The following is a 24,506-nucleotide window of genomic DNA, read 5'->3' as shown; positions in this document are numbered from 1 at the left end:
TTTGTACAGCACGTAGTTACTGATAACATGCTGATATCATCTCCCCATTATAACTAAGGAGTGGACGATTGCATAGTGACAGGGAAATCTTCATACTCCAATACTAAATCATCGAGCGATAAAAATGTATAGCCCTGCTTTTTCGCTTCAGCAATAAATAAAGGAAGTGCTTCTGCATTATCTTGCGCTACTGTATGCATTAAAATGACAGCACCAGGGTGAAGTTGCTCCATTAACGAATTATACGCATAATCTGCTCCACGGCGTTCATCCTTTAGCCAATCTTTAAAAGCGACAGACCAGAAAATATGACGGTAGCCTTCAGCATTGCCGACTTCCAACAACTTCGCATTAAAAATGCCTTCTGGTGGGCGGGCATATGTTGTACGGTCAATGCCGGTTAATTCACGTAATTTCCCATCAAATTTACGCCATTCTGCACGCATACCATCTCTCGTTAACCTAGCCATATTGGGATGACCATAGGAATGGTTGCCGATAGTATGACCATCTTGTACCATACGTTTAACAAGGTCACTAGCACTTTCTAAATAATGACCGGTTAAGAAGAAAGTTGCTGGCGCTTTTTCTTTTTCTAACGTATCCAATATACTTTCAGTAAAGCCATTTTCGTATCCATTATCGAATGTTAAGTAAACAACTTTTTTATCGGGTTTTCCTTTATAAATTGCTCCATATTGGTCGAGTAGCTTGTCAAGTTGTGCTCCTGCTTGTGCTGGTTCGCCATTCTGTGCTTTTTTAATGCCCCAATGATATTCATCTGAGCCTGAAGCAAAGTATGGATTAAAGCTAATTGCTGCGGCAATAATAAATGTAGCAATTACCGCACCTACAATATGTTGTTTCCACATAAAAAACGCATCCTTTCCTTTTCGTTTAGGATGCGTTACTTTTTAAAATTTATCCTACTTCAAGTCGCACTTTGCACACGGATTTTATAATAAATTTTCAAGTGCTTCTTGTAAATGTGGGAATTGAAATTCGAAGTTGTGCGCTTGTAAAACTGTTGGTAATACATGCTGGCCTTCTAAGACAAGCATACTTTGTTCGCCAAGAGCTAAACGCATGGCAAAACTCGGGACTGGCAACCAATGACGGCGATTCATTACCTGTGCGATAGTTTGTCCGAATTCCTTCATGCGTGTAGCATAAGGAGCTGTGACATTAAATGGTCCGCTGATGGACGCATTTGTAATCGCAAAATAAAGGGCACGTGCCACATCCTCGATATGGACCCATGATAGCCATTGCTCACCCGAACCAATCGTTCCGCCTATATGCAATTTATAAGGCAATAGCATGGAAGGCAACGCGCCATTGTCACGACCTAAAATAACGCCAAAGCGTGCGAGTGCTACACGAACGCCTAGTTTTTCAGCTCGCAAAGCATGGCGTTCCCAATCATGAACGGTCCATCCTAAAAAATCAGTTGCATAATCCTTAAAATTTTCACTATAGGTTGTCGCTATGGAAGGTGGATAAATGCCAACTGCACTGGCATTTACAAGTACTTCAGGCGTTTTATCTAGTTCCTCTATAATCCGAACGATTTCTAATGTAGCATCCATCCGACTCGTATAAATCGCCTTCTTTTGTTTTTTTGTCCAACGGCCGTCATTTAGTGATACACCAGCCAAATTAACGAATGCATCAATATTGTCTAATTCTTTTTCTGGTCGTGCGCCATCTTGTAGCCATTGGACATAATGAATGCCATTTTCGTATTTAGAATTGCTGCGTGACAAGACAAATAGTTCATGGCCTTGCTCTTGTAACAATTTGGTTAGCGCTTTCCCAACAAAACCAGTACCGCCCGCAATAACGATTTTCATAAGAACCCCTCCTTTTTCCAAATAGATGTAACTCAACTATACACAAAGATAGAAAAAAAGAAAAAGATGTTATAATGTTTAGGCAAAGGAGTGGTTTCATATGCGTGTTATTACAAAAATTGCACGTCAAAAAAACAATCCAGAACGTTATAATATATATTTGAACGAGGAATACGCTTTCCCAGTAGATGAGGCAATTCTCATACAATTTGGTTTGACAAAAGGGAAGGTACTCGAAGAATTTGATATTCAGGAAATTGCCTATGAAGATGAAATTCGTAAGGCGTTTAATAAAGGGCTGAATTATTTATCCTATCAAATGCGAAGTGAGCATGAGGTGAAGAAAAAGTTAAGCTCACTAGAGTTCGGCGAAGCAGTCATATTAGAAGCTATCCAAAAGTTAAAATCATATGGCTTTTTAAATGATGAATCTTATTCAAAAGCATTGCTAAATACCAAAAAAGCTACCATGAAAAAAGGCCCGCGAGCTATTCGACAAGATCTTATGAAAAAGGGAATCGATAAAAGTTTGCAAGATGAAGTACTGGAAACATTTAGCCATGAGGAACAAGTTAAGCTTGCCACACAGCTTGCTGAAAAAGTAATTCGTTCTGAAAAAAAGAAAACACCATCGCAAATAAAGGCCAAAATTCAAGATTTTTTAATGCGAAAAGGGTATTCATTTACTATTGTAGATGAAGTACTTGGACAGATAGAAATCGAACAAGCAGAAGATGAATGGCAGGCATTGCTTGATGTGCAAGGCGAAAAAGTTTGGAAAAAATATGCCGCGAAGTATACTGGTTATGAATTAAAAATGAAAACGAAGCAGGCGCTTTATCAAAAGGGATTTCCTGTAGAAATTATAGATCGTTTTATTGAAGAGAAGGAGAATGAAGAATGAATGACAAAAACTATGCTGCAATGACAGAACATGAATTACGTGAAGAAGTAGCTAAGCTTAAAGAAAAGGCTCGCAAAGCGGAACAACTAGGCATACTCAATGAATTTGCAGTTTACGAACGTAAAGCTTTAATGGCAGCAGCTTATTTAGTCGATTTAGATACGATTGTTCCAGGGGAAATGTACCGCATTGACGGCTCTGACAATAACTTTTTTCAAGTGGATTATTTAAAAGGACGATTTGCTTGGGGGCATCGTCTTGGCGGCGATAAATATCAGGAAGCCTTACCCGTTTCTATATTATCACCAATAAAGGTGGGCAAGTAAATGCAAGAAAAAATTGACAAACTAACAACAGAATTACTGGCAAAAAACCCTGAAATGTCTGTAGGTCGTGCGCGAGTTTGGGTGGAGCTTCTTTGGAGTGATTTTGAATCCTCGTCTGCCAAAGCGGGCTACAATTACCGAGGGGCTGACTATACTGAAACGTTAGTGCGCCAATTAATCGGCAGCTATGGTGATAAGCTCCATCTATTTGCAGGGCGCAATCCTAAATACGCTCATTTACTGGATACAAGTGACGATATCGTACAATAAATCGAAAACGGAATAGGTTAAAAAAGCAATAAAGCCGGTGTTCCTTAGTAGGATACCCCGGCTTTATTAGCTTTGTGTAGACTCTTTAATTGCTAGCGCCAATTTGTAATTTCTTCTGAAGTTTATCTTCGGTGAAAATCCAACCAGTGTAAGAGGTAATGATTTCATTGGCATCGTTTAAATGAGCGACTGCAACGAAAGGATAGCGATTGTCACTACGGTAACGAAGATCAATTAACCTTACTTCTGTTAAGCCGTTTTCAAGCTCTGAAATTTCCCATCGATATAATGGCGAGAATGACACAAAGGCATCGAGATTCGGGTCTTTCATAGCAGCTTCAACAGTCGGTGTTTTCGGTAATGGTTTGATTTCAAATTTATCGTAAATATTAACTGTTCGCCCATACGCACGACCAACATAGTAATGCGTTTTAGATTTTGCAGCGATGCGCCAGTGAAAAAATCGCATTGTAGGAGCTACAATAACATAATCTTCATCCTGTATGGTATTATGAACGGCTTTTTTAACCGCTTTTTGCACAGCAAATCGTAAAATATAATAGACGATAATAATGCCATACATGACACTAAATGTCCAAACTGGATTTGCCCCAAATGCCCATAGTAATATACCGAGGCAATGGAGAGTGAATATTATCGGATCGAATGTATTAATAACACCAAGTGCAACCCATTTTCTAGAGAATGGACGAATGGCTTGTGTTCCATATGCATTAAAAATATCAACGAAAACGTGAATGGCTACTGCAAGAAATGTCCAAAGCCATAAATGCAACACATTCGCGTCTTGAATAATTAGTGATAGCACTATTGTAATTAAAATTGGCCAGATGGCTACAGCTGGAATTGAATGGGTGATACCGCGATGATGTCGAATGTAAATCGCATTATTGCGAAGCTTTAAGACCGTATCAACATCAGGTGCTTGTGAGCCGATAATGGTACCAGCCATGACGGCGGTAAAGGTCATTGAATGATTTGCAACTACTGGGTCAGCTAAAGCGAGACCTCCGAGTGCTATGCCCATAACGAAATGTGTACCTGAATCCAAAATTATCCACTCCTAGCATGCGTGAAAAAGGCGTACAATGCATACATGTATATTTCAATATTGGTATTGCTTTATACAGTTTACCTTTCTATCGCTAAGTATTCATTCACATAATACGGTAAATGATACCGTATTAAAAATACGTTTTTGTCATATTATGCGAATTAGCTTTTCTTAATTGTATACCCTTTTTATCATAAATTAAATCGTAAAAACACGGGAGGTCACTGTGAATTATCCATATGTAACAGAATTTCGACAATCTTTAGTCGAATGGTTCGAAAAAGAAAAACGAGATTTACCATGGAGACATACAAAGGACCCTTATAAAATTTGGGTTTCTGAGGTTATGCTACAGCAAACACGAGTTGACACAGTAATTCCTTATTATAATCGCTTTATGGAAAGCTTTCCAACGCTAGAATTATTAGCAGAGGCACCACAGGAATATTTATTAAAGCATTGGGAAGGCCTCGGTTATTACTCACGAGCACGGAATTTGCAAGCAGGTGTGCGTGAGGTTTTAGAAAGTTACGGGGGAATTGTACCTGATAATCGGCATGAAATTTCAAAACTAAAAGGAATCGGTCCCTATACTGCAGGCGCTATATTAAGTATTGCCTATAATAAGCCCGAGCATGCAGTTGATGGTAATGTTATGCGTGTTTTAAGTCGTGTCCTTAATATCCATGATGATATTGCACTTCCAAAAACAAAGAAAATTTTTGAAGCGGCTGTTGCAGAACTAATTGATCCTGAAAATGCATCTTCTTTTAACCAAGGCTTAATGGAACTTGGGGCACTTATTTGTTCCCCAACTTCACCAAAGTGTTTATTATGTCCCGTCCGAGAATACTGTACAGCTTTTAACGAGGGTGAACCCGAAAATCTGCCTATTAAATCTAAAAAAGTAAAGATGAAGCATATCTCATACGATGTCTATGTTTGTGAGGATGAAGATGGACGGATATTGATGGAGCAGCGTCCGGAAGAAGGATTACTCGCGAATATGTGGCAGTTTCCAATGGTGGAACAAGAAGATGATTCATTGATAAAATTTGCTCACCATCATGATTTAAATGTCCAAGCACACCAGCAAATTTTAACATTTAAGCATATCTTCTCTCATTTAACTTGGCATGTGAATGCTTATTATATGAAGAGTAAAACAGGTGAGAAGGGTGAATGGCTGACACGTGAGCAAATAGAATTATTACCAATGCCTGTACCTATGCTGAAGATATGGCAAGCGATTAAATAGTGGAAATGAAAATTAAAAAAATTAGGAGCATAAAAGTAATCACCTCTGTACACAATAATTAGCGTGGAGGTGAATGACTGATGAAGAAAAATCAAAACAACAACCAACAAGCAAATAAAAACATGCAACGCCAAAGTGAAGAGTTTGGTTATGAAACAGACTTCAACGAAGTGCAAAAGCAAAATGCTAAAGCTGAGCAGAATAAAGCTCAAGCTTCAGGCAAATACGCTAAGAATAACCAAAACGCGAGCGAGTAATCTCTCACTTTGTAACTGCATAATTGCATTTACCTTCTAAGGGGCTGTCTAACAATCGAAAAGATGAAAAGGGCAGCCCTTTTCTATTCCTTATGACAACGTTTATATAGAAAGATAAAAAATTCCAAAGGTTTTTGTTATGATGGAAATTGCTATTAATTTACGAAAATTTGTACATAAATAACATGACACAGTGAAATTTGTAGTTTTCAACTACACCTTTCGCGTACAGATTGCTATAATATACTAGAGACTGCTAGATTTAGGTAGCATAGACGAAAAGGTGGGCTTCAAAAATGGCAATACCGGTAGAAGGAGAAACGATACAAATACATAGTTATAAGCACAACGGCCGCATCCACCGTGTTTGGCAAGAAACAATGGTTTTAAAAGGGACGAAAAACATTATAATCGGTGCGAATGAACGAACACTTGTGACAGAATCCGATGGTCGTACGTGGCTAACGAGAGAGCCTTCTATTTGTTATTTCCATGCGGAGCACTGGTTCAACATCATCTGCATGCTGCGTGAGGACGGTGTGTATTATTATTGTAATCTAAGCTCACCATTTGTTTTCGATAATAATGCCATTAAATATATTGACTACGATTTAGATATTAAGGTTTTTCCGGATATGTCGTATACCCTTTTAGATGAAGATGAATATGAACAACATCGACAGGAAATGTCTTACCCAGATGTAATCGATAAAATTTTAAAGCGCAATGTCGAAAAATTAATTAGCTGGATACAACAAAAAAGAGGGCCTTTTGCACCTGATTTTATCGATGCTTGGACGAATCGTTATAAGTTTCAGCTCGATATGCAAGCAGATGATTGTCAGTAACTAACACCTATTAGTTTAACTAATGGGTGTTTTTTTTCATGTAAAGGGTATTTTATAAAGAGAGATTGCGATGAAAGCGAAAAATAGTTAGCGCAAAAGTTTTACTCACTGTACTTCATGCTAAATATTGCTATAATACGTAAGGGCATTCAATATTGAATGTCTGTTTCTTTTTGAATGTAGAAAGCCATTGAAAAGTGGTTTCCGAATAAGGAAGTGATGATAATTGGGTAGCGTAAAGCGTTATATGCGTTTTGTCAAACCATATACATGGGAAATACTTTTAACCGTATTAATTGGTATTGTGAAATTTGCGATTCCGTTATTTATTCCATTGCTTATAAAAATAGTACTTGATGATATTATTGGTGCTGAGGATTTAACGGATACAGAAAAAACAAAGGAATTGTTTTATTGGCTAGGTGGAACAATTATTGTATTTTTCGTTATACGTCCACCAATAGAATACTACCGTCAATACTTTGCACAGCATGTGAGTAATAAGGTACTTTTTGATATCCGAAAAGAAATTTATGCGCATCTACAGCGACTAAGCCTGAAGTATTACGCAAATACAAGAGCTGGCGAGGTCATTTCACGTGTTATTAATGATGTGGAACAAACGAAAAACTTTGTTATGACCGGTTTAATGAATGTTTGGCTTGATTTTGCAACAATTGTCATTGCGGTAGGTATTATGCTAGCAATGGATGTCAAACTGACACTTGTCGCATTAATTGCATTCCCATTCTATGCAATTAGTGTAAAGTTCTTCTTTGGTAAACTACGAACTTTAACACGTAACCGTTCACAGGCACTTGCAGGTGTGCAAAGTTATTTACATGAGCGAGTAGCTGGAATGAGTATTATTAAAAGCTTTACGCTAGAAAAACATGAACAACAGTTATTCAATGAAGCAAATGGCGAGTTTTTTGAAAAAGCACTTGATCATACAAAATGGAATGCCAAGTCCTTTGCGGTAGTCAATACGATTACGGACGTGGCACCATTACTTGTTATTGCTTATGCTGGCTATCAAGTGATAAATGGCCCATTATCACTAGGAACGATGGTTGCTTTTATCGCTTATATTGAGCGTCTCTACGGACCACTTCGTCGTTTAGTAAGTTCATCTACAACGTTAACCCAATCTATCGCTTCGATGGATCGTATGTTTGAACTAATAGACGAGCCTTATGAAGTGAAAAATAAGGAAAATGCCCTTACATTACCGCGAGCATCAGGTGAAGTGCGATTTGAAAATGTAGCCTTTCAATATGAAGTGGATGGTTCGCCAATTTTAAAAAACATGAACTTCACCATAAAACCAGGGGAGACGGTTGCGTTTGTTGGGATGAGTGGCGGTGGGAAATCTACCATTATTAGTTTAATCCCTCGTTTTTATGATGCAACAGATGGAGCGGTTTTTGTAGATGGACATAATGTTAAAGATGTCACAATCCATTCATTGCGCGCTCAAATTGGCATTGTGCTTCAAGATAATATTTTGTTTAGCGATTCAGTTAAGGAAAATATTTTGATGGGGAAACCAGGAGCGTCAGATGAGGAAGTAATGGCAGCTGCCAAAGCGGCTAATGCACATGACTTTATTATGAACTTACCAAATGGTTATAACACTAAGGTAGGAGAGCGTGGCGTAAAATTATCGGGTGGCCAAAAGCAACGTGTTGCTATTGCCCGTGTATTTTTAAAAAACCCACCGATTTTAATTTTAGATGAAGCAACATCAGCGCTAGATTTGGAAAGTGAAGCACTTATTCAAGAATCATTAGATGCCCTTGTGCATGATCGCACAACGATTATTATTGCGCACCGACTTTCAACCATTACACATGCTGATAATATATTTGTTATTGATCATGGACAATTAATAGAAAAAGGTAATCATGAACAACTAATGAAGAAGCAAGGCACTTACTATAATTTATTCCAAGTACAACATTTAGATTAAGGATTAAACGATATACGGATGCCGATGATTTTCCCTTTGGTTTGGGTTTAAGTTCCGAATTGTTTGCGTGCCTGACACCTCAAAAGAGACTTCCATTGTTAATACTCTGGAAGTCTTTTTTTGTGGAAATTTATCGATTTAACAGAAGTTTTTGGAGGAGGGGGAGAAAAATGTAGAAAATATATGTGATTTGCAGAATAATAATGATTGAAAGAGAGAAAATATTTGGTTAGAATTATCTGAAAATAGAGAATTTAGAGATAGTTAGTATATAATATTCAATAAATTTGTATTTTTTAAAAATATTGGTAGGATGGAGCGGTTGAACATGCGAAAAAAGCTGTTAGAAGTAAAAGGTTTACAAACAACGTTTTTCACAGATGATGGACAGATTCCTGCCGTTGACGATATTGATTTTTCAGTCCATGAAGGGGAAATTTTAGGGATTGTTGGGGAATCGGGTAGTGGGAAAAGTGTGACATCTTTATCCATTATGGGATTGATTCCTTCACCACCTGGAAAAATTACAGGTGGACAAGTACTGTTAGATGGCAAAAATTTAGCGAAATTAACGGATAAGCAAATGCAAAAAGTGCGTGGTAAGGATGTAGCGATGATTTTTCAAGAGCCAATGACTTCCTTAAATCCTCTATTTACAATTGGCGAGCAATTAAAAGAAGCTATTTTAATCCATAATCCCAAGTGGTCGAAAAAGAAGGCTTTTGCGCGGGCGGTAGAAATTATGAAACTAGTTGGATTACCACGTGCAGAGGAACTACTAAAGGATTATCCTCATCAACTATCAGGTGGGATGCGCCAACGAGTGATGATTGCTATGGCATTGGTCTGTGACCCGAAGGTACTGATTGCCGATGAGCCGACGACTGCCCTTGATGTGACGATTCAGGCACAAATTTTGCAACTGATGAAAGATTTGAACAAGCGTATGAATACGGCTGTCTTATTAATTACGCACGATTTAGGGGTCGTAGCAGAAACTTGCGAACGCGTTATTGTTATGTACGCAGGGCAAATTGTTGAAGAAGCACCTATTCAAGAAATGTTTAAAAATCCTAAGCATCCTTATACACAAGGACTCATTAAATCTGTACCAGATATGCGTTACAAAAAAGATAGCCTGTACTCAATACCTGGCAGTGTACCTAGGCCAGGCACGATAAAAGATGGCTGTCGTTTTGCAGCACGCTGTGAATTTGCAATGGAACGTTGCCTACAACAAACACCACCTTTATTTGAAGCGACAGAGCAACATAGAGCAAGGTGCTTTTTAATGGAAGAACAGGAGGTGAACCAATATGTCGAAAGTGCTGTTGAAAGTTGAAGGGTTAAAAAAATATTTTCCAATCCGCAAAGGATTCTTTAATACGCAAGTTGGGGATGTAAAAGCGGTGGACAATGTATCCTTTGAAGTATTTGAAGGGGAAACATTAGGGATTGTGGGCGAATCAGGATGTGGTAAGTCAACGACAGGTCGCCTGTTAATGCGCTTGCTTGAACCGACTGCTGGAAACATTGAATTTGGTGGCAAAATGCTTTCTTCCTTATCGAATAGTGAAATGCGGAAAGCACGAAGAGATATCCAAATGATTTTTCAAGACCCATATGCTTCACTTAACCCACGTCATTCGATTGGCAAGATTTTAGAGGAGCCACTTATTGTGCATGGAATGGGCAATTCCAAAGAACGCAGGCAGAAAGTAATCGAGCTGCTTAAAATTGTTGGCTTAAATGAATATCATGTAAAACGCTATCCCCATCAATTTAGTGGAGGACAGAGACAACGCATTGGCATTGCGCGAGCGCTGATGACCAACCCTCGTTTAATTATTGCGGACGAGCCTGTTTCAGCGTTAGATGTATCGATTCAGGCTCAAGTTTTAAACCTAATGCAATCTTTGCAAAAGGAACTAAAGCTTACCTATATTTTTATCTCACATGACTTAGGTGTTGTGCGCCATATTAGTAATCGTGTGGGGGTTATGTACTTAGGTAAATTAGTAGAACTGACCGCAAGTGAAAATTTATATGCAGAGCCGCTCCACCCATATACGCAGGCATTATTATCTTCTGTTCCTGTGCCTGACCCAACTTTTGAACGTGAGCAGCTTATTATAGCTGGAGATATTCCGAGTGCATCCAATCCGCCAAGTGGTTGTGCATTCCATACAAGATGTCCGTTTAAGAAAGCACAATGCTCAAGCGTTGTACCGAACATGCAAGAAGTGAAACCGGGTCATTATGTTGCTTGTCATCTTTATGATGCCATTCAACATTGAATGATATAAAAAAGTTTTAGGGGGAAAATAGATGAAGAAAAAGAAGCTTTGGTCTTTAAGCGTAATGCTAATCCTTGTTCTCTCGACAATCTTAGCTGCGTGTAATTCTGGCTCTGATGGCAAGGATACAGGTTCGAAAGATACGTCAACTGGCGGCGATTCAGCTAGCAGCGGTGAAAAAACATTAGTATATGGTCGTGGTGGTGACTCCACTGCTCTTGACCCTGCAACAGTAACAGAAGGTGAATCTTTTAAAGTAACAGTGAATATCTATGAAACACTTATTAATTTCGGAGAACAAGATGTTACTTTAAAGCCTGGTTTAGCAAAATCATGGGAAGCTTCAGATGATGGCTTAACTTACACATTCCAGCTTGAAGAAGGTGTAAAGTTCCACGACGGTTCAGATTTTAATGCAGAAGCGGTTGCAAAAAACTTTGAGCGCTGGAAAGCTGGTGCAGATAAGTTCCCGTACTTTATGTCTCAATTTACGATGGGCGGGGAGCAAATCATTGAATCTATTACACCAGAAGGCGATTATACAGTTGTCTTTAAGTTGAAACAACCACAAGCACCATTCTTGAAAAACCTTGCGATGTCGCCATTTGCTATTGCTTCTCCAAAAGCATTTGAAGCAAATGACGATGCACTAATTGATAAACCAGTTGGAACAGGTCCATTCAAATTTGTAAATTGGACACGTAATGATTCTATTACAATTGAAAAAAATCCTGATTATCGTATTGCAGGGTTACCAAAATTAGATAAAGTAATTTTCCGTTCGATCCCTGATAACTCAGCACGCTTAAATGCGCTAAATAATGGTGAGGTAGATGTAGTAGATGGCTTAAGCCCATCAGATAAAGGGTCGATTGAAACAAATGGCGATTTACAATTAATCGAGCGTCCATCTATGAACGTAGGCTATCTTGGATTAACAGTAACACGTCCACCTTTCGATAACGTTAAAGTTCGTCAAGCTGTAAACTATGCTATTGATAAGCAAGCGTTAGTAGATGCGTTCTATGAAGGTCTAGCTGAGCCTGCGAAAAATCCAATGCCACCAGTTATTGCTGGCTATAATGATGATATTACAGGCTATGCTTATGACCCTGAAAAAGCAAAAGCATTGCTAAAAGAAGCAGGTTATGATGGCAAAGAAATTGAGCTATGGGCAATGCCAGTACCACGTCCGTATATGCCAGATGGTCAAAAAATTGCAGAAGCGATTCAAAAGAATTTAGCTGATGTCGGAATTCCATCTAAAATCGTCTCATTCGAATGGGCTACGTATTTAGAAAAAGCTCAAAATGGTGAAGCGGATGCGTTCTTACTTGGTTGGACAGGTGATAACGGCGATGCTGATAACTTTATTTACACATTATTAGACGCTGATAATATCGGTTCAAACAACTACACATTCTACGACAACCCTGAGTTACACAAATTATTAGTTGCTGCGCAAACAGAAGTGAATGAAGACAAACGTAATGAGCTTTACAAACAAGCGCAGGTAATTATTTCTGAAGATGCGCCTTGGGTTCCACTAGCACACTCTATTCCTATCTTAGCTGCAAGTACAAAAGTGACAAATTACTTTGCACATCCAACTGGTTCTGATCGTTTAGAAGCAGTAGATATGAATTAAACAATTAAGAAATAAAAATTGTCGCTACTCATAGTGACGTAACAAGATTTTTACAGCTTTGGACTTTGTCTAGTGTTGTAAAAACGGGTTGTGACTATGTTTGTCGCAACCCGTTTTTCTGTATGACAGACAAACCATCTAAACGTCTATCGTTTGTTGAAAGCTGTCCCTTTCTACAGTATGTGTATAGACTCCATGCTTTTCGTAGCAAAAGTATAATTAGAAAATTACAGAGAGGTGAAGAAAATGCTTCACTATATGGGAAGACGTTTATTTCAATTAATCCCAGTTTTGCTTGGAATGACTTTTATCGTCTTTATGCTCATTCGTCTAATTCCTGGTAATCCTGCACAAGTTATTTTAGGGCAGCAGGCGACGAAAGAGGCGGTTGAGGCATTAAACGCAAGTTTAGGATTAGATAAGCCTTGGTACACACAATATTTTGGCTATTTGGGTGGTATTTTTCAGGGCGATTTAGGCGTGTCATTACGTACAAAGTTACCTGTGTCACAAGAGATTTTTCCTTATTTAGCGGCAACAGCGGAATTAGCGATATTTGCAATGATTATAGCAGTCATTATTGGTGTCAATGCAGGTATTATTTCAGCTTGGTTCCAAAATTCATGGTTTGATTATATTGCTATGGTTGTTGCGTTAATTGGTGTATCTGTTCCGGTATTTTGGTTAGGTTTGATGGAACAATGGGCATTTAGCATTCAGCTTGGTTGGTTGCCTACATCTGGACGTAATGATGTACGAGACCCGATAACCGCGATTACGCATTTTTATTTGCTAGATACATTGATACAAGGCAGATTTGACCAATTTACAGAAGTGGTAAAGCGGTTAATCTTACCAGGGGTGGCGCTTGCCACGATTCCTATGGCGATTATTGCAAGGATTACCCGTTCGTCTATGCTTGAGGTCATGCGCTCTGATTATGTTCGAACAGCTAGAGCAAAAGGACAAAAAATGTTTATTGTCGTTTATAAACATGCATTAAAAAATGCTGTTATTCCAGTGTTAACAGTTATTGGTTTACAAACAGGGCTGCTACTTGGTGGCGCCATTTTAACAGAAACAATTTTCAGTTGGCCTGGCATTGGTCGTTATATTTATGATGCAATCGGGTTCCGAGACTATCCAGTTATCCAATCAGGTATTTTAGTAGTTGCTTTTATTTTCATTATGATTAATTTAATTGTTGATCTGCTTTACACTGTGATAGATCCACGCATTAAATACAAATAGGAGGGAGATGCAATAATGACTGGTGCGATAGATATAAAAAAAGAAGCAATGGCGAGTCAAGAGCGGGCGGCAGGTCCTTGGAGAGAGGGCTGGCGCAGCTTTAGAAAAAGCAAAATCTCCCTTGTTGGTGCTGGTATTGTCATATTTTTTATTGTTCTTGCTGTCTTTGGCCCTTCCATTGCGCCACAAGGAATCAATGAACAGGACTTATCGAAGCGATTATTGGCACCTTCCAGTGCACATTGGTTTGGAACAGATGACTTTGGACGAGATATTTTCTCCAGAATTATTCATGGTGCCCGTATTTCGTTAAGAATTGGATTTTTTGCTGTAATTCTTTCAGTTATTGTAGGGAGCTTACTTGGAATTCTTGCAGGGTATTATGGCAAATGGGTTGATACGATTATTTCTCGAATTTTTGATATTATGTTGGCGTTTCCTAGTATTCTATTAGCGATTGCTGTAGTGGCTGTACTTGGACCATCATTACAAAATGCATTAATTGCCATTGCGATTATTAATGTACCAAACTTTGGGCGCTTAATTCGCTCAAAAGTATTGAGTGTAAAAGAAGAGGAATATATCGTAGCTGCCAAAGCGATAGGGATGCGTGATTCACGTATTTTATTCTCACATATTTTACCCAATTCGATGACACCGATTATTGTGCAGGGGACGCTTGCAATTGCGACAGCAATTATTGAAGCGGCTGCTCTAGGTTTCCTTGGATTAGGGGCACAGGCACCCGCACCTGAATGGGGAAAAATGCTAGCCGATGCGCGTATCTACTTACTTAAAGCACCATGGACGATGATTTTCCCAGGGTTAGCTATAATGCTGACGGTATTAGGGTTTAATTTAATGGGAGATGGTCTGCGGGATGCGCTCGATCCGAAAATGAAAAGCTAATATGGTAAAGAGCCTTCTACTGAAAAGCTAGAAGGTTTTTATTTAGCAAAAAAAGGAAATACAAAAATCTACTTTCATGTGGAGCCATTATTTGAATTTTATGTAATATTATTTTAGACTTAATGTATGTTGATATACATACTATTTGACGTAATAGCTTTAAATTGAAGAATTTAAAGCAGTGTATTGAACAGTTGATTAAGAAAATGAATCGTACGATGACGATATGTATCGAAAAGTTATTCGACTTCCGCAAGAAAGCAGTAACTGAACGTTTCTATTATTGGAATTGCTAAAACCTGTTAATCAACATATTTAAAATACTATTCACGATTTTTTAGCAAGTATTCAAATTAAGGAGGGCTTTAACATGGGGATTAATTTACAAAAGGGACAGCGTGTAGATTTAACAAAAGGCAATGCTGGTTTAAATAAAATTAAAGTAGGCTTAGGATGGGATCCGGTAGGCCAAACAAAAAGTGGTGGCTTATTAGGAGGGTTATTTTCTAGTGGTAGATCAGGAGGCAGAGATGTTGACTGTGATTCTTCAGTTTTAATGTTGCAAGATGATCGTATAGTGGCAGGAGATGACGTCGTTTACTTCGGGAAATTATCAAGTAAATGCGGATCAGTTAAGCATTCTGGCGATAATTTAACAGGTGATGGTGCAGGTGATGATGAGGTCATTACAGTGGAGTTAGGAGCTGTGCCTGCACAATACAATAAATTAGTATTTGTTGTAAACATCTATGATGCAGCTGGTCGTAATCAACATTTCGGTATGATTCAAAATGCGTATATTCGCGTATACGATGACAAGACAGGTAATGAATTAATTCGCTATAATTTAAGTGATGATTATTCGAATTTAACAACACTAGTATGTGGTGAAATTTATCGTCACGGCAACGAGTGGAAATTTGCCGCTATTGGTAACGGTACAAATGATGTAAAACTTGGTGATGTAGTTCGAAGATATCAATAATTATAAATAATAAATTTGAGGAGGAATACAAATGGGTATTTCATTACAAAAAGGTCAAAAAGTTGATTTAACAAAAACAAATCCAGGATTATCAAATGTTATTGTAGGTTTAGGCTGGGATACGAATAAGTACGATGGCGGACATGATTTCGATTTAGACTCTTCTATTTTTTTACTTGCTGATACAGGGAAAGTAGCAGACCAAAATGATTTTGTCTTCTACAACAATACTATCGGTGGTAATGGTTCTGTTGAACACTCTGGCGATAACTTAACAGGGGTTGGTGAAGGGGATGACGAAATCGTTAAAGTTTCGTTAAAAGAAGTACCTGCCCATGTGCAACGTCTAGCATTCACCGTTACAATCCATGATGCAGAAGCACGTAGCCAAAACTTTGGTATGGTATCGAACGCATTTATCCGCATTATTAATGCTGCGACGAATGAAGAAATCGTGCGCTATGATTTAGGTGAAGACTTTAGTATTGAAACTGCTGTTGTTGTCGGAGAACTATACCGTCACAATGGTGAATGGAAATTCAACGCAGTTGGTGCTGGATACCAAGGTGGTTTAGCGGCACTTTGTAATGATTATGGTTTAAGCGTAAACTAACTTTTAACTTTATATGAGAAAGGGAGTTTCTTCTAAATGGGTATTCAGTTAAGTAAAGGACAACGCATTGATTTAATGAAGCAAGACCCAGGCTTAAATAATGTAGGTATTGGTTTAGGTTGGGATGTTAAACAATTCGATGGAGGAAATGACTTTGACTTAGATGCATCTGTATTTTTGTTAGATGCATCGGGAAAATGCCGTAATGAACAAGACTTTATTTTCTATAATAATTTAACAAGTCCAGACAAATCTGTTCAGCATATGGGTGATAACCGTACTGGTGTAGGTGATGGAGACGATGAAAAAATTCTTGTTAATTTAAAACAAGTGTCTCCTCAAATCGAAAAAATTGTTGTAACCGTGACAATTTATGATGCGGAAGGTCGCCGTCAAAACTTTGGACAAGTACTAAACGCTTATGTTCGATTAACGAACGAAGAATCCGGTTCAGAAGTACTTCGTTATGATTTAGGTGAAGATTTCAGCATAGAGACAGCGGTCGTATTTTGTGAGCTTTACCGACATAATGGCGAGTGGAAATTTGCTGCTGTTGGCTCTGGCTATCAAGGTGGTTTAGCTGCATTAATTAATGCTTATGGACTGCAATAATTAAAATACCATTTATAACTAGATGGTTGCGATTGTGAATTGAATAGGGAAAGCGACGTAATGGAAGGCACTGTATTAGTCTGTATAAAACAGGTTGATGCAGTGTCTTTTTTACAAAATCATTCTTAAATGGGGAGAGAATTGGATGCAATATTTTGCAACAGAAGCGGAGACGATTTTTTATCAACAACCACACAAATTTACGAAATTAGATTCACCTAATATTTTGTCCTATGCATTAGGTGCAACATTATATATGCCTGCGTCTATGCCTAACATTATTGACATGATACAATCGCAAAAATATCAAGAGTTAAAGTCACTTGTTATCGATTTAGAAGATGCCGTTGGGGATGCAGAGTTAACAAGCTGTGAAGAAAAAATTATAGAAGATATAAATACGCTTTATACTTTATATCTTCAAAAGAATATTTTACTTGAAGATTTACCGCTTCTTTTTATTCGTGTGCGTAGTGTTGAGCAATTTAAGCTTTTAACCTCTAAATTAGGAAAGCGTCAAGAAGTGATTACAGGATACGTGTTTCCTAAATTTACAGCAGTACAAGGGAGAGCTTATTTTGAAATACTAGAGCAAACAATCGCACAGCATCAACTAACGTTATATGGGATGCCGATTTTGGAAAGTCAGGACATCTTATATAAGGAGTCGCGCATGACAGCATTATTTGCAATTAAAGACGTACTTCGTCAATACAGAAAACGTGTACTAAATGTCCGTATTGGTGCGACCGATTTTTGTGGAATTTACGGAATTCGGCGCAGAGTAGACGCAACCATTTACGATATTGCGGTAATTCGAGATTGCATTGCGGATATCATCAATGTACTTGGACGTGAAGAAGATGACTTTGTTATTTCCGGTCCAGTTTGGGAATATTTCAGCAATGAGCGTGTATTAAAGCCAACGCTAAGAGCCACTCCGTTCAGTGAACAAGGAGCGTTGTTTGCCCGTAAGGCACTACTCGATGATTATTTAGATGGCCTAATGAAGGAAGTACTATTAGATCAACAAAATGGTATTTTGGGTAAAACGATTATTCATCCTAGCCATATTCGAATTGTTCATGCTTTATATGTTGTTTCGTATGAGGAATATTTAGATGCCATCAGTATTGTTGAAAATAATAATGGGCAAAAGGGTGTTTTAAAAAGCCATTATGCCAATAAAATGAATGAAATGAAACCACATATGAGATGGGCGCAGCAAATTTTACGCCAAGCACATATTTACGGTGTATACAATGAATCTGCAAATTTTGCCTCTCTTTTATTGAACACAACAGTAGGGGGAACGACGGATGACGAAGCTCGACAACAAGTTGAACATTATTCAGGATTATAAAATTGCAATTGAGATTACCGACAATCCTTATAATTTTGCCATAACAGATTTATTTAAAATGGCGACACGTATTAATAAAAAGAGACAGTTTTTATTTGTTAGTACAGTTCTTGGTAAGCATTTAGCAGTCCAGCCACAAGTACCGGTACTGACAGGGGCTTTACTAGCTATGATGTATTATGAGCGATTGACAGGAAAAGAGTCTTTGTTAGTACAGTCCGTTGTACAGGCTATTCAAAATAGACATAATGTGCAAGAGACTTTACAGCAAGTGGAAGAACAAAGTTTGGAACTAGCAGAAGATGTTTTATTTATTGGCTTTGCTGAAACAGCAACAGCGTTAGGGCATGCAGTATTTAATGTTTTTAAGTCTAATGCTACGTATATTCATACGACGCGTGAACTAGTGCCAGAGCTTGAACCATTTGTTACATTTGAAGAAGAACATTCACATGCCACAAGTCATCGAGTATATTGCGAACAACCAGAAAAATTGCTACAAGCAAAACAGATTGTGCTTATTGATGATGAAATAACGACGGGCAATACCGTAGTAAATATTATCGAAACCTTGCACCGAAAATTCCCTCATGTCCAACGCTATTCGGTATTATCAATTTTAGATTGGCGTTCATCTAAACAACAAGCAATATTTGCTCAGCTAGAAACGCAATGGGGGATAACAATAGATTTTGTAGCTATTATGTCTGGGCACTTTACTTGTGATGGTACACCGCTTTTAACAAGCAACCAAGTAGCAGCTACATTACCGCAAACAGCTGACATAACTTTGCTGTCGGTGGACGAGGTAGTCGAACAAAAACAGTACCATTCTATTGCTGAAAATGGTGTTATCAATAGAGCGCCATACATGTTAGCGACAGGTCGATTCACGATAACAGCCGAGCAGCATGTTGCGCAAAAGCAAACACTGCAAGCCATCGCGGCTCAATTACAAGCACTTCGTACAGGTGGTCCAGCACTTGTCATTGGGACAGGTGAATTTATGTATGTGCCAATGCAAATAGCGACTTGTTTAGGACAGGAAGTATATTTCCAATCAACAACACGTAGTCCTATTTATTGTGCAGATGACCCTTCCTACACAATTACTGATAAAATAGCTTTCGAAAGTCCAGAAAATAATGGTGTCGAAAATTACTTATACAACTTACATAGTCATCCGTATTCGGAACTTTTTTTAGTCATAGAACGTATAGCCAATCAAGAGGTCGTTGCAAGGACAGTGCAAGCATTGAAGGCAGTGAGTAACGCAAATATTTACGTTATTTGTATGCACGACTGGGGGACTATATAATGCATGAAATAAAACAACCAGATAAAATGGGAAGCTATTCTTCAGAAGATGTTGTGTTTTTGCTACGAGATATTAGTAACATAAGCTTAGAAATAGATAATGAACAGCGGGAACGACTTATTCAATCGGGGACACATTATTCAGAAATGTTGCCTGTAGAATATCTTCCTTCCGAAGCGTACATGACGTTGTTTTATCAAACATTGGAAGACTATGCAGAACGCATTGCACTAGCTGTTGGTGTGGTGGCACAGCAAATTGTAGCACGTCAAGGTTTAGAGCATTTAGTGCTTGTTAGTTTAGCGAGAGCAGGAACGCCAATAGGTATTTTAATTAAACGATATATAAAAATGCATTATAACGTCAGTGTTCCGCATTATACGATATCGATTCTTCGTGGTCGTGGTATTGATGAGACTGCTATTCGATATATATTTACTCAGCACCCACATGCACGCATCCAATTTATTGATGGTTGGACAGGGAAAGGGGCCATAACAAGGGAATTACAACAAGCGTGTGCAAGCTATAATGAACAAAATATTCAACAACTGGATGCTACATTAGCTGTGCTTGCTGATCCAGGACATTGTGCAGCCATTTATGGCACGCGAGCAGATTTCTTAATACCTTCCGCATGTTTAAATTCAACGGTTTCAGGTTTAGTGAGCCGTACGGTATGGAATGAGCAGTTTATGGATGTCAATGATTTTCATGGGGCGAAATATTATAAAGAACTACAAGATGCCGACGTATCCAATTTCTATATAGACCGTATTAGTGCCCATTTTACACAAGTGCAGAAGGATGTAGCGCAACAACTTTGTGAGCGAAAATCATCTGCTATTACATGGCAAGGAATGGAATCGGTTGTGGCTATTCAACAACAGTATGGCATTACCAATCATCATCTTGTAAAGCCAGGCGTGGGCGAAACAACGCGCGTCTTACTTCGAAGAGTCCCGTGGAAAATTTTGGTTAACCCAACATATGTCCAGGAATTGGCGCACATTTTACTATTAGCGAAAGAAAAAAATGTTCAAATTGAAGAATATCCACAAATGTCCTATGCATGCTGTGGTTTAATAAAAGAAGTGTAGAGGAGAGAAGACATGCTACTATTTACATCAGATTTAGATCGTACGCTTATTTACTCCCAGCGCATGATGGAGAAATTCCCATCGAAAACAGCACCGATTATAGCTGAACGAAAAGAAGGAGTGGGCCTTAGTATGATGACGGAAGTTACGATGTCATTATTGCAGCAAGTTCACCAACAAACCTTATTCGTACCAGTTACAACACGAGCAGTGCATCAATATGAACGCATCCATGTTATAAAGGAATTGCGTCCTACTTTTGCAATTACGAGCAATGGCGGTACAATAATAGAACAGGGACATCCTAATAAGGAATGGTCAAAAATATTACGTAAAAGAATAGAAGATTCCTCTATTCCAAAGGCGGATTTGGTACGCAAATTTAATAGCTACCAATCAGATGAATGGCTTCAACAATCGTTTTATGTTGATGAGCTATTTTATGTCCATTATGTCGATGTCAATGTTATACAGGATGTCGAAGTGCAAGCAATGATTCATGAATTTGCAGTCCATGGTTGGCACGTCTTGCTGCAAGGAAGAAAATTATATTTTTTGCCAAAAGTGCTTACAAAAGAAGCTGCAATCTCGTATTTGAAGGAGCATTGTACATATAATATGCACGTGGCGGCAGGCGATTCCATAATGGATTACGGCATGCTCGCTATTGCTGATAAAGGCTATACACCAAATCACGGTGATTTAAAAGACAAACAACCACAAATACTAAAGAACACAATGTATTCGGCTCATAGTGGTGAAGCATTTACGAAATATTTACTCGAGGATGTTTTACAATTGGCTAATAAGCAACCAATTGTGTAAGTATGATGTAAGGAGGTGACGCTTGTATGCAAACAGTCACAATTGAATCTGTTTTAGAAAGAGATTCTTATGATTGGCTACAAGCCTTCCAAGATTCAGCGAATGTGCGAACAGTTTACGAGGTGACACCACAGCAGGTCCGTTTTAGTCGTATCGCTGTTCGTATATTGGGCGTACCGATTGAAGAAGATGATTATTTTAATTCCTTATATACAATGTCCCAAAATCCCAATGTTCATATATTAAGTGAAGAATTAAATAAACATATTGAGCAAAAGGATTTTCAAGCATTGCAAACGATTTTAGAGCAACATCAGCAATCCCCTAAAGGCTTGTCTATAAATCGACTGATTGCCATGATGTATGGTCATCAACTCATTCCTAAGCACGATGATGCTTCAATGAATCGCCATTTACAGCTAGTGACGATGCGTGTAGTGGAACGCTTTCGAGAGCAGCAATCACTCGGTTTACTTGCCAATGATTTCCGACGCTTTTTAATAGATATGGTCAAGTGGCTAAAAAATCATTGGATTCAGTGGACAAAAACGATGAAGCCGACAGATGATTTTCCTAAGGTTGTTTGGTATGGTGAGACAACAATGAGTCAGTGCTATTTTCTTCTATTACTAATGGAGCTGGGCTGTGATGTGTTAATCTTCCATCCATCAGCGATTGATGAGTTTGCAACAGTAGATCCTACTGATGCATTTTCTGTTTCGTACGCCTACGTCAGTCAAACAGCGTTACAACCATTTCCTGATAAATTACGAGAGCGTCAAGCAACTGTTGGCTATAGTTCTAGCCAACATTACGAGCATTTAATGCATGACCATCAATCGGGTGTTTATCGACCTTGGCAATTTAAAGATCATATGCCACAATCATTAACATTACGTATGACCTATGATGATATTTTTATTTATGCTAACGAAAAGGCAATGGTTCGTCCGAAATTTGAGGCTCTCCGAGATAAAGTAATTATTCCTGTTATTTTCGCCAAAATAAGCGGTGTTTCTAGTAGACGTGAAGAGTATTGGGCCAATATGCATCAGTTGCTAGCTAGCCCGCAAACTGTATTTGTACAGGAATTTCCGTATGCTAAAACGAGCAGAGCGAATTTCCATTTTCACTATAAACATTGTTTAGTAAATGGTGAGCTATCTACGGAGCGCATCTTGCAAAGTGATTGGTGGCAATACGGGGAGTTAACACTGGAGTTACAACAAGCCATTGCTCATACGATTAAAACTTCTTGTGAACAGCCATTGCTTAAACGACAACCTAATGAGTCGCCATATGATTTGCAATTATTTTTATTTAAGCAAATGACGATGATCCCAAAGGAAATATTGCGCCTGTTACAAAGCTTTGATTATGCACAGGAAGTACCAAAGTTGGTGCTTTATCAATCACCTCAGCAACCGGCATTGTCCCGCGAAGATATTGCATTATTTGCATTTTTAAATCGCTTTGGTGTGGATATTATTTTCTACAACCCAACAGGAAAGCTTGATATAGAAAAGCACTTACTAGAGGATACGTTTGATGGGCATCGTTTAGAGCATATGGTGTTTGACTTACAATTTGAAGAGCCAAAGCAGCAAAAGTCAAAACCGGATAAAATGATTAAAAAATTGTTTAACCGTTTCTTCTGACTGCTTGGAAAGGAGGAACTTGATGTCAAATAGCGCAATAACTATAGAACGATTGACAGCAGAAACCGCAGATTTTACAAAACAACAGCTATGTCAAAGTCCTGAAGTTCAGCATATTGCCAATCATATTAATGTGAAAAATAAAATAGAACTAACAGAGCTTGGTAAAGAGCCTGCCATTAAGCTTTCGCGATTCTCCGATCAAATATTAAGAACAATTGCCCAGTCAAAAGTAAATGAATCGAATGACTTATTAAAGCAGCTTGAAGCCTTGATGGAGCAATTCGATAAAAAAGAAGTGATGGAGCAACAAAGTTTCTTTAGTAAACTGTTTAAACGAGCACCAAGAAATAAAGAAGATTTGTATGCTAAATATAATCGTCTTGGCAGAGATATCGAAAAAATCCATTATCAATTTGTTCTAATGGAAGAAGCATTGGCGAATGATAATCGGATGCTTGCTCGTTTGTATAACGAAAATTTGACATACTATCTGGAGCTTGAAAAATACATTGTAGCAGCAGAAATGAAGCTAGAGGAAATCAAGACAACATTAATTCCGATGTATGAAAAACAAAGTGAAGCAGGAAATCAAATCTCTCAAATGGAGCTTACAACGTTACAAGCGATTGCCGAAACACTTGCCCAAAAAATTGATGAGCTTGAGAAATCGCGTATGGTAGCTATTTTAGGGGCAACACAAATTGATATGTTACGCAATGGCAATAGCGCATTAATGGAGCAAATAAACGGAGCTTTTGTCACGACCATTCCTGTATTTAAGATGGGGATTATGAATGCAGTAAATGAAAAACGCCAACAGCTACAAGATAAATCGGCAGCCGCTTTTGAAAAACGTATGAAACAATATGGTGAAACAAACAGCAATACTGTTACGCAGAGTATAATGCATGCGCAACAAAATGAGCCGACACTGACGCTTGAAGAAATGTGGGAGACAATCATTACTGGTATTGCAAGTTACCGTCAACTACGCGCCGAGCACACAACAAAGCGCCAACAAATAGAGCAGCAACTAATGGCTTTAACTAGTGAAGCCTAACAATAATTGTGTGAGTGACTGGCACTTAGCAAAAAGCCGCAACCTCCGCTGTCACGCGGATTGTTGCGGCTTTTATTTGCGTTGTTCGGGGAAATTGTGTG

At 38.4% G+C, this 24,506-nt stretch carries 24 protein-coding genes; 21 read left to right on the top strand and 3 right to left on the bottom strand.

Translation table 11 applies throughout. The features are described from left to right. Positions 1 to 53: 53 nt before the first annotated feature. Positions 54 to 872 carry a polysaccharide deacetylase family protein gene (locus MKY08_RS19055; protein ID WP_069509482.1) on the bottom strand — a complete coding sequence of 273 codons (819 nt, stop codon included), beginning with the start codon at positions 870 to 872 and terminating at the stop codon, positions 54 to 56. 84 nt (positions 873 to 956) lie between these two features. Further along, positions 957 to 1,853: a TIGR01777 family oxidoreductase gene (locus MKY08_RS19050; protein ID WP_024364544.1), complete on the bottom strand. Its 897-nt coding sequence runs from the start codon at positions 1,851 to 1,853 to the stop codon at positions 957 to 959. 100 nt (positions 1,854 to 1,953) lie between these two features. On the opposite strand from MKY08_RS19050, the gene recX reads away from it, so the two are divergent. Genes recX through MKY08_RS19035 form a run of 3 tightly spaced genes read left to right on the top strand, consistent with a single transcriptional unit; the run spans position 1,954 to position 3,353 of the window. Further along, positions 1,954 to 2,757, top strand: a complete 804-nt coding sequence (gene recX / locus MKY08_RS19045; protein ID WP_069509479.1) for a recombination regulator RecX — start codon at positions 1,954 to 1,956, stop codon at positions 2,755 to 2,757. Beyond that, positions 2,754 to 3,083: a YfhH family protein gene (locus MKY08_RS19040; protein ID WP_024364546.1), complete on the top strand. Its 330-nt coding sequence runs from the start codon at positions 2,754 to 2,756 to the stop codon at positions 3,081 to 3,083. The genes recX and MKY08_RS19040 overlap by 4 nt, the downstream gene beginning before the upstream one ends. Continuing rightward, entirely contained in the window at positions 3,084 to 3,353 is a 270-nt protein-coding gene (locus MKY08_RS19035; RefSeq protein WP_025220610.1) for a YfhJ family protein, read from the top strand. It begins immediately after the preceding gene. Between the two features lie 85 nt (positions 3,354 to 3,438). Here MKY08_RS19035 and MKY08_RS19030 read toward each other — a convergent pair whose 3' ends face one another. After that, positions 3,439 to 4,425: a metal-dependent hydrolase gene (locus MKY08_RS19030; RefSeq protein WP_069509477.1), complete on the bottom strand. Its 987-nt coding sequence runs from the start codon at positions 4,423 to 4,425 to the stop codon at positions 3,439 to 3,441. A gap of 229 nt (positions 4,426 to 4,654) precedes the next feature. Between MKY08_RS19030 and mutY the strand changes: the two genes are divergently transcribed. The 18 genes from mutY to MKY08_RS18940 all read left to right on the top strand — a co-directional run bounded on the left by mutY (position 4,655) and on the right by MKY08_RS18940 (position 24,405). Beyond that, positions 4,655 to 5,686 (top strand): A/G-specific adenine glycosylase, encoded by a 1,032-nt coding sequence (gene mutY / locus MKY08_RS19025; protein WP_069509474.1) that lies wholly within the window; start codon positions 4,655 to 4,657, stop codon positions 5,684 to 5,686. 80 nt (positions 5,687 to 5,766) lie between these two features. Then, on the top strand, positions 5,767 to 5,943 hold the full coding sequence (locus MKY08_RS19020) for a gamma-type small acid-soluble spore protein (protein WP_080653394.1): 177 nt from the start codon (positions 5,767 to 5,769) through the stop codon (positions 5,941 to 5,943). 296 nt (positions 5,944 to 6,239) lie between these two features. Beyond that, positions 6,240 to 6,791 (top strand): DUF402 domain-containing protein, encoded by a 552-nt coding sequence (locus tag MKY08_RS19015; protein ID WP_024364550.1) that lies wholly within the window; start codon positions 6,240 to 6,242, stop codon positions 6,789 to 6,791. A 226-nt stretch (positions 6,792 to 7,017) separates the two neighbouring features. Beyond that, positions 7,018 to 8,763, top strand: a complete 1,746-nt coding sequence (locus tag MKY08_RS19010; RefSeq protein ID WP_069509471.1) for an ABC transporter ATP-binding protein — start codon at positions 7,018 to 7,020, stop codon at positions 8,761 to 8,763. Between the two features lie 328 nt (positions 8,764 to 9,091). After that, on the top strand, positions 9,092 to 10,105 hold the full coding sequence (locus MKY08_RS19005; protein ID WP_069509468.1) for an ABC transporter ATP-binding protein: 1,014 nt from the start codon (positions 9,092 to 9,094) through the stop codon (positions 10,103 to 10,105). Further along, positions 10,080 to 11,060, top strand: coding sequence for a dipeptide ABC transporter ATP-binding protein (locus MKY08_RS19000; RefSeq protein WP_069509465.1), 981 nt, complete (start codon positions 10,080 to 10,082; stop codon positions 11,058 to 11,060). The genes MKY08_RS19005 and MKY08_RS19000 overlap by 26 nt, the downstream gene beginning before the upstream one ends. 31 nt (positions 11,061 to 11,091) lie before the next feature. Further along, positions 11,092 to 12,708 carry an ABC transporter substrate-binding protein gene (locus MKY08_RS18995; RefSeq protein WP_069509462.1) on the top strand — a complete coding sequence of 539 codons (1,617 nt, stop codon included), beginning with the start codon at positions 11,092 to 11,094 and terminating at the stop codon, positions 12,706 to 12,708. Positions 12,709 to 12,954: 246 nt separating this feature from the next. Further along, positions 12,955 to 13,959: an ABC transporter permease gene (locus MKY08_RS18990; protein WP_069509459.1), complete on the top strand. Its 1,005-nt coding sequence runs from the start codon at positions 12,955 to 12,957 to the stop codon at positions 13,957 to 13,959. A 15-nt stretch (positions 13,960 to 13,974) separates the two neighbouring features. Beyond that, a complete protein-coding gene (gene nikC / locus MKY08_RS18985) occupies positions 13,975 to 14,868 on the top strand; it encodes a nickel transporter permease (protein ID WP_069509457.1) in 894 nt (297 codons plus the stop codon). Positions 14,869 to 15,238: 370 nt separating this feature from the next. Then, positions 15,239 to 15,853: a TerD family protein gene (locus MKY08_RS18980; RefSeq protein ID WP_069509454.1), complete on the top strand. Its 615-nt coding sequence runs from the start codon at positions 15,239 to 15,241 to the stop codon at positions 15,851 to 15,853. A gap of 31 nt (positions 15,854 to 15,884) precedes the next feature. After that, positions 15,885 to 16,466 (top strand): TerD family protein, encoded by a 582-nt coding sequence (locus MKY08_RS18975; protein ID WP_069509451.1) that lies wholly within the window; start codon positions 15,885 to 15,887, stop codon positions 16,464 to 16,466. A gap of 36 nt (positions 16,467 to 16,502) precedes the next feature. Further along, positions 16,503 to 17,078, top strand: a complete 576-nt coding sequence (locus MKY08_RS18970) for a TerD family protein (RefSeq protein ID WP_025220601.1) — start codon at positions 16,503 to 16,505, stop codon at positions 17,076 to 17,078. Positions 17,079 to 17,223: 145 nt separating this feature from the next. Beyond that, the gene (locus MKY08_RS18965; RefSeq protein ID WP_069509448.1) at positions 17,224 to 18,441 is read left to right on the top strand and encodes an HpcH/HpaI aldolase/citrate lyase family protein; all 1,218 of its coding nucleotides are present in this window, start codon (positions 17,224 to 17,226) and stop codon (positions 18,439 to 18,441) included. Continuing rightward, the gene (locus tag MKY08_RS18960) at positions 18,398 to 19,759 is read left to right on the top strand and encodes a phosphoribosyltransferase family protein (protein ID WP_069509445.1); all 1,362 of its coding nucleotides are present in this window, start codon (positions 18,398 to 18,400) and stop codon (positions 19,757 to 19,759) included. The genes MKY08_RS18965 and MKY08_RS18960 overlap by 44 nt, the downstream gene beginning before the upstream one ends. Then, positions 19,759 to 20,859 carry a cysteine protease StiP family protein gene (locus MKY08_RS18955; RefSeq protein ID WP_069509442.1) on the top strand — a complete coding sequence of 367 codons (1,101 nt, stop codon included), beginning with the start codon at positions 19,759 to 19,761 and terminating at the stop codon, positions 20,857 to 20,859. The genes MKY08_RS18960 and MKY08_RS18955 overlap by 1 nt, the downstream gene beginning before the upstream one ends. Positions 20,860 to 20,871: 12 nt before the next feature. After that, on the top strand, positions 20,872 to 21,684 hold the full coding sequence (locus tag MKY08_RS18950) for an HAD family hydrolase (protein ID WP_069509439.1): 813 nt from the start codon (positions 20,872 to 20,874) through the stop codon (positions 21,682 to 21,684). A 26-nt stretch (positions 21,685 to 21,710) separates the two neighbouring features. Beyond that, positions 21,711 to 23,342, top strand: a complete 1,632-nt coding sequence (locus tag MKY08_RS18945) for a YceG family protein (protein ID WP_069509437.1) — start codon at positions 21,711 to 21,713, stop codon at positions 23,340 to 23,342. A gap of 22 nt (positions 23,343 to 23,364) precedes the next feature. Then, positions 23,365 to 24,405 (top strand): toxic anion resistance protein, encoded by a 1,041-nt coding sequence (locus MKY08_RS18940; RefSeq protein WP_069509434.1) that lies wholly within the window; start codon positions 23,365 to 23,367, stop codon positions 24,403 to 24,405. The last annotated feature ends 101 nt before the right edge of the window (positions 24,406 to 24,506 follow it).

Origin of the sequence: Lysinibacillus sp. FSL M8-0337, from assembly GCF_038593855.1 — a bacterium.
GTDB lineage: Bacteria > Bacillota > Bacilli > Bacillales_A > Planococcaceae > Lysinibacillus > Lysinibacillus sphaericus_D.
This window is presented reverse-complemented; position numbering and strand designations above follow the sequence as displayed.

Coding starts and splice junctions, on each gene's coding strand:
- MKY08_RS19050 (WP_024364544.1), bottom strand. CDS start 1,853: ATGAAAATCGTTATTGCGGGCGGTACTGGTTTTGTTGGGAAAGCGCTA.
- MKY08_RS19055 (WP_069509482.1), bottom strand. CDS start 872: ATGTGGAAACAACATATTGTAGGTGCGGTAATTGCTACATTTATTATT.
- MKY08_RS18990 (WP_069509459.1), top strand. CDS start 12,955: ATGCTTCACTATATGGGAAGACGTTTATTTCAATTAATCCCAGTTTTG.
- MKY08_RS18975 (WP_069509451.1), top strand. CDS start 15,885: ATGGGTATTTCATTACAAAAAGGTCAAAAAGTTGATTTAACAAAAACA.
- MKY08_RS18960 (WP_069509445.1), top strand. CDS start 18,398: ATGACGAAGCTCGACAACAAGTTGAACATTATTCAGGATTATAAAATT.
- MKY08_RS19000 (WP_069509465.1), top strand. CDS start 10,080: ATGTCGAAAGTGCTGTTGAAAGTTGAAGGGTTAAAAAAATATTTTCCA.
- MKY08_RS19035 (WP_025220610.1), top strand. CDS start 3,084: ATGCAAGAAAAAATTGACAAACTAACAACAGAATTACTGGCAAAAAAC.
- MKY08_RS19020 (WP_080653394.1), top strand. CDS start 5,767: ATGAAGAAAAATCAAAACAACAACCAACAAGCAAATAAAAACATGCAA.
- MKY08_RS18995 (WP_069509462.1), top strand. CDS start 11,092: ATGAAGAAAAAGAAGCTTTGGTCTTTAAGCGTAATGCTAATCCTTGTT.
- MKY08_RS18945 (WP_069509437.1), top strand. CDS start 21,711: ATGCAAACAGTCACAATTGAATCTGTTTTAGAAAGAGATTCTTATGAT.
- nikC (WP_069509457.1), top strand. CDS start 13,975: ATGACTGGTGCGATAGATATAAAAAAAGAAGCAATGGCGAGTCAAGAG.
- MKY08_RS18965 (WP_069509448.1), top strand. CDS start 17,224: ATGCAATATTTTGCAACAGAAGCGGAGACGATTTTTTATCAACAACCA.
- MKY08_RS19005 (WP_069509468.1), top strand. CDS start 9,092: ATGCGAAAAAAGCTGTTAGAAGTAAAAGGTTTACAAACAACGTTTTTC.
- MKY08_RS18950 (WP_069509439.1), top strand. CDS start 20,872: ATGCTACTATTTACATCAGATTTAGATCGTACGCTTATTTACTCCCAG.
- recX (WP_069509479.1), top strand. CDS start 1,954: ATGCGTGTTATTACAAAAATTGCACGTCAAAAAAACAATCCAGAACGT.
- MKY08_RS18980 (WP_069509454.1), top strand. CDS start 15,239: ATGGGGATTAATTTACAAAAGGGACAGCGTGTAGATTTAACAAAAGGC.
- MKY08_RS19040 (WP_024364546.1), top strand. CDS start 2,754: ATGAATGACAAAAACTATGCTGCAATGACAGAACATGAATTACGTGAA.
- MKY08_RS18940 (WP_069509434.1), top strand. CDS start 23,365: ATGTCAAATAGCGCAATAACTATAGAACGATTGACAGCAGAAACCGCA.
- MKY08_RS18955 (WP_069509442.1), top strand. CDS start 19,759: ATGCATGAAATAAAACAACCAGATAAAATGGGAAGCTATTCTTCAGAA.
- MKY08_RS19015 (WP_024364550.1), top strand. CDS start 6,240: ATGGCAATACCGGTAGAAGGAGAAACGATACAAATACATAGTTATAAG.
- MKY08_RS18970 (WP_025220601.1), top strand. CDS start 16,503: ATGGGTATTCAGTTAAGTAAAGGACAACGCATTGATTTAATGAAGCAA.